Genomic DNA, 8981 nt, shown 5'->3' on the forward strand with positions numbered 1-8981 from the left:
GTTGTGAATTAACCATATCAGAAAGGGGTTCTTTTTGCATCACCTAACGGGTGATGAAGCAATTTACTACAAGTACTATAATCACAACATTAATTGACATTTTTAGAAAAACTATGAATTATTCAGGTAATAAGTTATAAATTAAAGCGTGTCCATAGAATAATGCACAAATAGAGCTCTTCAAGAATCCCCGGAGTGCTCTATTTGTGCATTCATTTAATTAAATTTTCGATGTATTCAAATCACCTATGGGTTGAGTGGCTCTCTGTTGATTTGATTCCCCAGCCCATTCAAAGGCTTTTTTAGAAATAAGAACAGCGATTATCTCGTTGATAAAAGCGGCTGCTGCAATTAATTGTACCTTGAATAATGGTGGCTGTTGTAGGGTCGAATAGAGCGATTTGTGAAGCTGCAATCCCAGTAAAGGCGAGTAAAAACCCTGAGTGGGGTAATAGTGTCAGACCAAGATGTTTCGCTACTGTATTGGGTAATTTTGTGACTTTTGCTCCAATATAAGCGCCGGAATATTTACCTAAAGCTCTTGATAAAATGAAAATAGCTGTAAAGGCTCCAGCTCCTAAACTTAATTGATAATCTAATGGAGCATCTAAGTTTAGAATTACCATCATTAACGCTAAACCTAAGGTAGGATTTAAAAGGGTCATAATTTCGTCCAATTTTTCTTCTGAGACGATATTAGCAATCGTTGCTGAAAGACCTAAGACCATGAGCATAAAGTTCATCACTGGACTACCAAATACAAGGTTATTGAATCTAAAGCAACCATTGGAATTATGTATTGGTAACAGGGCCTTTCGATTTAAACTTTTTCACAATCGATAAGGCTAGTGCTGGGACGGTAGCTTAAGCAATTTCACCAAACACAAATCCCAAATTAAATTAGAACGCCAGTAAAGTAGAAAATAACTCCAAAAAATACTGCGACGACTAAGAAAGTAGTGAGTGATTGGAACAGAGTAGTTATAATTATATTCTTTCCTGATTTTTTCAGCTTCTTAAATACATGCTCCGTACCAATCATAATCATAATCATACTTCTAAAACATTTAATTAAGCTTGATAACAGTTTGCATTCATTAATACAACGTTCATAAGACCAAGCGCGTGAGGGCCTAAAACCAAACCATCTTGCTATTAGCTACCCATCCTAATATCGCTCGCTAGAAGTCTCAATTTAGCAACCAATTTACCAGCGAAGAATGTTATTGCTGGAACCGTTATATATCGAATAAACAAATTCAATCTGATGTGTCCTCTTTAATTATTCCATAAAACATAATTTTAAATATTTTTCTAATTTAAGTTCGTGCTCTTGAATCAGTTGAGCGTAATTTTCGTCATCTTGTGTTTGGAAATAGTAATTAAATGATTCTTGAAACACTTTAAAATATTCCATCGCCTCATCAAAAATCACATAAGTCCTTTAAATCTACAGTTTGATGGATACTTTCGTAGAAATCATAATTGAATTGATCCAGCTTTGTTTTCAGTGCTCTGATTTCTTTCTTTAAGTGTAGGGGTGGATGAAAAACGGCGTTCGCAAATATATTACTAAATTTAGATTTTCGGTCAAAGAATTGTTGACGCAATGAAAAATATTTTTTAGTTGCTACTTCGATATTTTCAAAGGAAACTGACTCTTCATTAAGAAAAGTGATGAAGCTTTCGAAACATTCAGCCACACAGGCTAAATATAGATTATGTTTGTTCTTAAAATAATGATAGATAATTCCTTTGGAAAAATTACTTTCTTTAGATATTACGTTAAGTGAGGCCTCACTATAACGATGAAGGCCAAATTCAGTAATAGCACTTTGGATAATTTGTTGATTTTTTAAATTACTTTGCTTTGTTCTATTTAGTCGTGTCACCTCATTTCAATATTGACCGAGTGGTCAACGAATCGTTTCTATCATATTTGACTATCTGGTCAAAAGACTGCTACTTAAGCTTTATTACATGATGAATTGTAAAATTAAGTGCGACAAATAAAGAAACCCATAACAGGTTCGTGTAAAATGTTAGTAATGACAAAAACATAAACACGGAGGTCTGTTATGAGCTACACACATCTTACCATAGAGGAACGTTCAAAAATAGAAATACTCTATCAAGAAGGCTATAAAATTAATCGCATTGCTCAATTAATCGGGCGCCATCGGTCAACGATTTATCGAGAACTTAAACGATGCCCTTCAGATCAATACCAAGCTCAGGATACCCATGAAGGTGCCAATCAACGTGCACGTCTTAAGGGTAGAAATCCTAAGTACACGGTCGAGCTACTTAAAGACATTCAAGATAAATTAGAACGTACATGGTCACCTGAACAAATTGTTGGACGAGATTATCAGGGGAAAATTTCCTTTAAATCCATCTATAACTGGATTTACCAAGATATCTTAAAGGTGCCCCTAACTGTCTTAAGACACAAAGGGAAAAGTCGAGAGCCTCAAGAAACGCGAGGAAAGTTTAATATCGGCACTCCCATCTCAAAACGCCCCAAATCTGTGAAGAATCGAAAAGAGTTCGGGCATTGGGAACTCGACACAGTTGTTTCTTCTCGAGGTAAGAGTAAAGGTTGTTTCGCGAGCTTTGCAGAACGAAAAAGCCGTATATATATTGCTTTACCCATGCCAAATCGCTCTAAAGTTGCTATGCAAACTGCGATTGAAGATTTGAGAGAAAACTTACCTAAGGAAGCTTTAAAGTCCTTTACCTCAGATCGAGGAAAAGAATTTGCTTGTTATCCTGAGGTCGAAGCAGCAGGGATTGATTTTTATTTTGCCGATGCTTATAGTGCCTGGCAAAGAGGAACCAATGAGAACTCTAACGGTTTACTGCGTGAGTTTTTTCCTAAGAAAACAGACCTCGCTAGAGTGATTTCCCAAGAACTCAACCAAGCTTTGTGGTTAATGAATAATCGTCCTAGGAAATGCTTAGATTACCAAACACCTTTGGAAGTATTTTTACACGAACTCTTATTAATTGAGTAAATAAAAAATTGTCGCAATAATTATTGCAATTCAACAACTATAAACACGAACAGCCCTGCAATAAATTGTATTGCGGAGCTGTTCGTATTTAAAGAAGATAAAAGTTACATATTATTGTTGAGCACCCATTGCACCATCGATTCGGTATTGTGATCCACTGATAAAGGTGCTGTCATCTGATGCTAGAAATAAAGCAAGTTTGGAAATATCATCAGCTTTAGCGTAGCGACCTAAAGGAATCGTTGAAATATATTCTTCTTTTGCAGTTTCTTCATCTCCTGAACCTTTTTCGAGTTCCTCCATCATGGAAGTATCAACTGGAGAAGGGTGGATAGAGTTGACTCTGACACCACTTTCGGCCACTTCTAAGGCAGCAGTTTTAGTTAAAGCAACCACCGCATGTTTGGAAGCTGAATAAGGAGCCAAACCAGGCGATCCCCTGCTTCCTTTAAATCCTCTTCTGATAAATCAACTAAGGCTAACTTTGCCCCTTCTTCTAAGAATAACTTAGCCGTTTCGATACCAATTCCACCAGCTGCTCCAGTAATAATAGCCACTTTTCCATCTAACTTACCCATTATAAAACTTCCGATTTTTATTTTTCTAATTGGCTAGAAAATCTCTGGCTAATTAGAAATTATTCATAGACTAAAATGAGAATTCTTCAATATTCGCTTGTTGTTCGGTTACATTGTTTTCTTTTAAGAGATTCTTGGCCGCTGCAAGCATAGGCGGCGGGCCACAGATATGCCAGGAAGCAGTCTCATAATATTCTTTCAGACCTTCCTTCTGAATAAAGTCATTGTCAACAAAGCCATGAGGAAAACCTTCAACTTCTTCGTTACTGAATATAATGTGGTGAGAGAAGTTTGGGTATTTTTCAGCGATTTTTTCTAATTCATCGTAATACATTAACTGTTCTTCAGTAGCAACGCCCCAAATGAAAACGATGCGGCGGTTAGAATTGTTCGCAATTTCTTCTCGTAAGACACTTAAGCTAGGCGTCACCCCAATTCCGCCAGATAAGAGAACCATTGGTTCGTTGGATTGACGGACATCTTTAGGGTAGAAGTTGCCATAAGGACCTTCGATAGTTACTTTGTCTCCTTCTTTAACGTCATCTAATGTACTGGTAAAGTCTCCGTCTTCTTGTATCATCACAATGACAGAATCTTTATTAAAGCTTGGTGCACTCGAGAATGAGAAAGGATGGGCTTCGCTCTTAACTGGAGAATCCACGAAACGGAAAAAGCCATATTGCCCTGCAATATAATCTAGTCGATTGCCGTCCATAGGTTTTAATTCAATTTCATGAATCTTTGGCGAGATTTTGCTTCTTCGCACGACTTCATACTTGGGTAATCTTCCCAATTTGAGTTTAAATAAGAAATACCAACCTAATACAAAGATAGTATAGAATGAGGTTAAAAAGCGAAACGCTGTATTTTCTAATAGATAAGAGACATTATAAACATGGAAATGAATGGCAATCACACTGACAATGGCAAAACGATGCAACCATAAATACATATTTCGATTCGCATTACCTTTAAAATTCATCAATTTTTTCGATTTCTTTATGATGGTATCAGATAAGACGAAGATTCCCGTTAATACTACGACAATGAGTGTAATCAAACCAATATACCCTAGTATTGATGTATTGGTTAAATTGAAATTCAAGATATTTTCTATACCACTCCAACGGATAGTAACATGGATAAGTAAGGTCACTGGTAAGACCATTGCCATCCAAGCATGGACTTCATACATATCAGTTAATCCTAGCTTCTTTTCAATTGCTTTAGGGCGGACTGAAATTAGAACCAGTGTTAGCATGATACAAAACGATAGTGATCCTGTTATGTTAGACATGAACTCCTGAAAGTTCGGTGGTATATAATCTTGTAGCAAGGCAATCAAGAAGGTTATAAACATCACAGTGGCTACACCTGGGAAAAACCATCTTATAATTTGTTTATTCATCATTTTCACTCCTTTTCTATTATGTTCTTTGCTCTATATTAAATCGAGTCTTCAATCACTGTAGAAACGAACGTTTGTCTTGAGTACAATGTCATATTTCCTGCATCTTAAGAATAGGCAACATCAGGTGTATCATAAGAAAATTCATCATCTAAATTAGAGTGTTAATTTCTTTATATGTTATGAAAACCCTACCATTAAAAATAAAAAGACACAATCGATATGCATTCAATTAGATAAATAAATTTTCAGATAAATAAACTATCATTTACAGCTGAATATAATACATGTAAGTTATGCCATTCCATTTATTTAAGATTTATGGATTTCTTCAAAGATGATTAAAATACGTAGAAAAAACTGGTCATCTCATGGAGAATGACCAGTTTTTTTATTCCTAATTAGGCTGAAGCGAGTTGTTGAGTATCATTGATATAAGGTTTAAATTGCGTCTCGTACATCAATTTATACATACCATCATTTTCTAATAGTTGTTGATGTGTTCCTCTTTCGACTATGTGACCATTGTCTAAGACGAGGATTTTATCAGCGGATATAATGGTAGACAAACGGTGGGCGATGACTAAGCTTGTTTTGTTTTTGATTAAAGAACTTAATGCATCTTGTATAAGCCCTTCGGATATTGAGTCTAAACTTGATGTAGCCTCGTCTAAAATAAGGATTTTAGGGTCTTTTAAGAATACGCGGGCAATGGAGATGCGCTGTTTTTCTCCCCCTGATAATTTGATACCTCGGTTACCGACTTCGGTGTCATAGCCGTCAGGAAGATTCATTATAAAATTGTGAATATTGGCTTCTTTACACGCTTTAATGAGTTCTTCTTGAGTCGCATCGCTCTTGGCATATAGAAGGTTTTCTCTGATAGATGCATTAAAGAGGTAAGTTTCTTGGGTAACCAGCCCAACATTCTGTCTAAGGAAATGTAAGTCTAGCTCTTGGATATTATAGTCGTCTAGTTTGATTTCTCCCCCGATAACGTCATAGAGTCGAGGGATAAGATTGAATAAGGTAGACTTTCCTGCACCAGAAGGGCCAACGATTGCTAAGGTTTCTCCTTCTTTAACTTGAAAACTAATATCATGTAGGATTCGAGTATCTTCTTTGTAGTGAAAAGATACGTTGTTAAAGCTAAGATCGCCTTTAATTTGTTTTGGAGAGAGTGCATGGACATTATTTTTGATTTCGATCGGCATGTCTAAGTAGTTAAAAATTCGATTAAATAGTGCGAGGGACCGGATAAATTCGATATGTATATCCATAAGTTGCATTAAAGGTCTATACATACGAGTCGTGAGGGCGACGAGGATAGTAATATCACCGACAGTTAAACCTTGATAGTGATTGATGAGAAGCATGATGCCTCCAGCTAAGTAAATGAACATCGGGCCGGCTTCGATAAATGTTTGTGCAACCATTCTAAACCAGCGCCCAACGGTCGTTTCTTTAACTTTGACTTGTGTAAGCTGTTCATTGACTGATCGGTAACGTTGATACTCAGTTTCTTCTTTAGTGAACAGTTTAACCAGTTGTTGACCGCTAACGCTGAGTGTTTCGTTTAATATTTCGTTGGCATCATCGTTTAAATCTTGTGATTCATTCGTGAGTGCCCAACGCTTTTTACCGACGATTTTTATAGGGAAGACTAATAGGGGAACGATTAACATACTGACTAGAGCTAACACCCAGTTTAATTGGATCATCGCGACAATAGAAGTGATTAATACGGCTAAGTTGGATACGGTTTGGGTTAAGGTACCAGTAACGAAACTTTGAACACCACTGATGTCACTCGTCATTCGGGTAATAATTTCACCTTGTTTGCCTGAAGCATAAAAGCCTTGGGATAGTTTTTGGAGGTGATCATACATCTGATTACGCATATCTTTCCCGATATTTTGGGATAACCAAGCGCCGAGAAAGCTTTGAGTTAAACCGATTAAACCGGTTAAAAGTAAGACGATGAATGATGTGCTAATGAGGGTGGTTAACTGGTTAAAGTCACCACCGATAAAGCCTTCATCAATGATGCGACCGGTTAAAATTGCGGGTAACATACCGAGTAATGCGGCTAAAAGGATGATGACCATCATTAGAACGACTTGGAATGTGTAGGGCTTCAAGTAATGGTAAATTCTTTTTAGTATGTGTAAAGTGATTACGGGTGGTTGTTCATTAATTTCTCTATCTAATTCTCTATGATTGATTCTTCTCAATAAATCACTCCTTTATTAAAATCCCCAACCTTGTTGTTCGATGATAGTGTCAATTTCTTTAAGTACGCGTATAAACGCTTCTACATCATCACTTTTAAGTCTTTCAACGAGTGTTTGAATATTCTTTTCTTGTTGCGCTTTTTTCTCTTCGACGATTTGTCTACCTTGCTCACTTAAAGTGATAAATACATTTCGGCGATCTTCTGGAGAGATGGTCCGTATGATTAAATTTTTCGCTTCTAATTTGTTTAGAATTGCTGTGACTCTAGGTGTTGACACATTCATCTGTCTACCTATTTCGCTCGGTATAACATTTTCATCTTGGTTATATAGATAAGTAAGTACAAAGCCGGCACCGCGTCCTACTTTTTGGTGGGTAGCTGCTTTGCGACGTTGGACTTTTAGATGATTGAATTGTTTAATGATTTCTTCGACATAACGATGATTCGAATCCATAATCTCACCCTTTCTTTTATAATTAACACATATAAGTAATTAACTTATGTTAACTATTATAAAGTATCCTTATCATTTTGTCAATCAAATATGGACTTGATTATTATTAATTATAAAATGAGACCGATTATTTTTTTATAATAAGTTTATAATAAAACAGTTGACAATTTTAATGAAGACGCATAATATATAAAACAATAGATTAATAAGCGACTGTGATGAAGAGAAGAGTAGCGAAACGACTTAACAAGTACAGAGAGTCTGGTTCGGTGAAAAAGGGCGGTTTAAGCGTGAGTGAAGATGAGCTTGGAGCAGCTTAAGAGGTTAACACTTCTTAGACGGGAACACCCGATACAGTGTGCAGTATTTATTGATACTGATTGAGCTATTATTTGTGAAGATAATAGAAATTTGGGTGGTAACACGACTCTTCGTCCCTTTTGTTAGAGATATCTCTGACAAAAGGGACTTTTTTTATTCACAAAAGTTGCAAGTTCTGGAAGAATAATAGCTTAAGGGAGAGAATAAAATGAAAAATATCAAACGTGTATTTGGTATCGTATTAAGTATCTTATTAGTGAGTGGCCAATGGCTTTTACCAGCTGCTTCAGCTGAGGAAACAAAAGAGTTTGAAGGTGAAACGGTCATCGTCGGTGTTGTGAGTGATACAGGGCTGGAGCTGTGGGAATACGTAGCAGAGAAAGCTTTGGAAGAAGAAGGAATTACGTTAGAGTTGGTTCTGTTTAATGATTACAATCAACCCAACGTAGCATTGCAAAATGGCTCACTTGATATGAGTGGTTTCCAAGGACATCCTTTTATTAAATCATGGAATGAAGATAATGATGGATCGGTCTATGCGATTGCCAATACACTCTTAATGCCCTTAGGCTTATATTCTGAGAAACATGCCACTCCGGACGATATTCCAGAAGGCGGAAGCATTGCTTTACCAAACGATCCTTCAACTTTAGGACGGGCGCTTTTAGCTTTAGAGATTGCTGGTTTAATTGAAGTTGATGATGAAGTTGGTATTTACGCAGATGAAGAAGATATTACAGCGAACCCTAAGAATTTAGAAATTTGATTTGTCAAATTAAGCTAGACAAAACTGTTTCATCTAAGTAACTCAAAAATACTTCCAACGGTGTTCGGTAGTGTAAGGATTTCCGTGGAATCGTGTTCCGTTTGTGTGCAATCGATGACACAAAGCTTTGGTCTACTTGATTAAAGTCCATTCCTTTTGGCAGTCCGTCTCTGCGTAATAAACCATTGGAATTCTCATTCA

General features: G+C 36.5%; 9 protein-coding genes and 1 pseudogene. 2 read left to right on the forward strand and 8 right to left on the reverse strand.

The features are described 5' to 3' along the window. Positions 1–302: 302 nt before the first annotated feature. On the reverse strand, positions 303–746 hold the full coding sequence (locus tag FEZ33_RS12630; RefSeq protein ID WP_212746708.1) for a cation:proton antiporter: 444 nt from the start codon (positions 744–746) through the stop codon (positions 303–305). 678 nt (positions 747–1424) lie between these two features. Next, positions 1425–1892: a TetR/AcrR family transcriptional regulator gene (locus FEZ33_RS11335; RefSeq protein ID WP_138405490.1), complete on the reverse strand. Its 468-nt coding sequence runs from the start codon at positions 1890–1892 to the stop codon at positions 1425–1427. Between the two features lie 186 nt (positions 1893–2078). Here FEZ33_RS11335 and FEZ33_RS11340 point away from each other — a divergent pair, with 186 nt between their 5' ends. Next, complete coding sequence (locus FEZ33_RS11340) at positions 2079–3017, forward strand: IS30 family transposase (RefSeq protein WP_138405491.1); 939 nt, start codon at positions 2079–2081, stop codon at positions 3015–3017. Between the two features lie 111 nt (positions 3018–3128). Here FEZ33_RS11340 and FEZ33_RS12795 read toward each other — a convergent pair whose 3' ends face one another. From FEZ33_RS12795 to FEZ33_RS11360, 5 genes are all read right to left on the reverse strand, one after another. After that, positions 3129–3413: an SDR family NAD(P)-dependent oxidoreductase gene (locus FEZ33_RS12795; protein ID WP_235888838.1), complete on the reverse strand. Its 285-nt coding sequence runs from the start codon at positions 3411–3413 to the stop codon at positions 3129–3131. Beyond that, on the reverse strand, positions 3401–3595 hold the full coding sequence (locus tag FEZ33_RS12800) for an SDR family NAD(P)-dependent oxidoreductase (protein ID WP_235888839.1): 195 nt from the start codon (positions 3593–3595) through the stop codon (positions 3401–3403). Before FEZ33_RS12800 ends, FEZ33_RS12795 begins: the two co-directional genes overlap by 13 nt. 70 nt (positions 3596–3665) lie before the next feature. Further along, positions 3666–5003, reverse strand: a complete 1338-nt coding sequence (locus FEZ33_RS11350) for a ferredoxin reductase family protein (protein WP_171031389.1) — start codon at positions 5001–5003, stop codon at positions 3666–3668. 401 nt (positions 5004–5404) lie between these two features. Continuing rightward, positions 5405–7237 (reverse strand): ABC transporter ATP-binding protein, encoded by a 1833-nt coding sequence (locus tag FEZ33_RS11355; protein WP_138405493.1) that lies wholly within the window; start codon positions 7235–7237, stop codon positions 5405–5407. 15 nt (positions 7238–7252) lie between these two features. Further along, positions 7253–7693, reverse strand: a complete 441-nt coding sequence (locus tag FEZ33_RS11360) for a MarR family winged helix-turn-helix transcriptional regulator (RefSeq protein ID WP_138405494.1) — start codon at positions 7691–7693, stop codon at positions 7253–7255. A 529-nt stretch (positions 7694–8222) separates the two neighbouring features. Here FEZ33_RS11360 and FEZ33_RS11365 point away from each other — a divergent pair. After that, positions 8223–8780: a MetQ/NlpA family ABC transporter substrate-binding protein gene (locus tag FEZ33_RS11365; protein WP_138405495.1), complete on the forward strand. Its 558-nt coding sequence runs from the start codon at positions 8223–8225 to the stop codon at positions 8778–8780. Positions 8781–8784: 4 nt separating this feature from the next. On the opposite strand, the pseudogene FEZ33_RS11370 reads toward FEZ33_RS11365, so the two are convergent. Further along, positions 8785–8981, reverse strand: a pseudogene (locus FEZ33_RS11370) (IS30 family transposase); the annotation flags it as partial.

It is taken from the genome of Ruoffia tabacinasalis (assembly GCF_005864045.1).
In the GTDB taxonomy this organism is placed as follows: Bacteria; Bacillota; Bacilli; order Lactobacillales; family Aerococcaceae; genus Ruoffia; species Ruoffia tabacinasalis.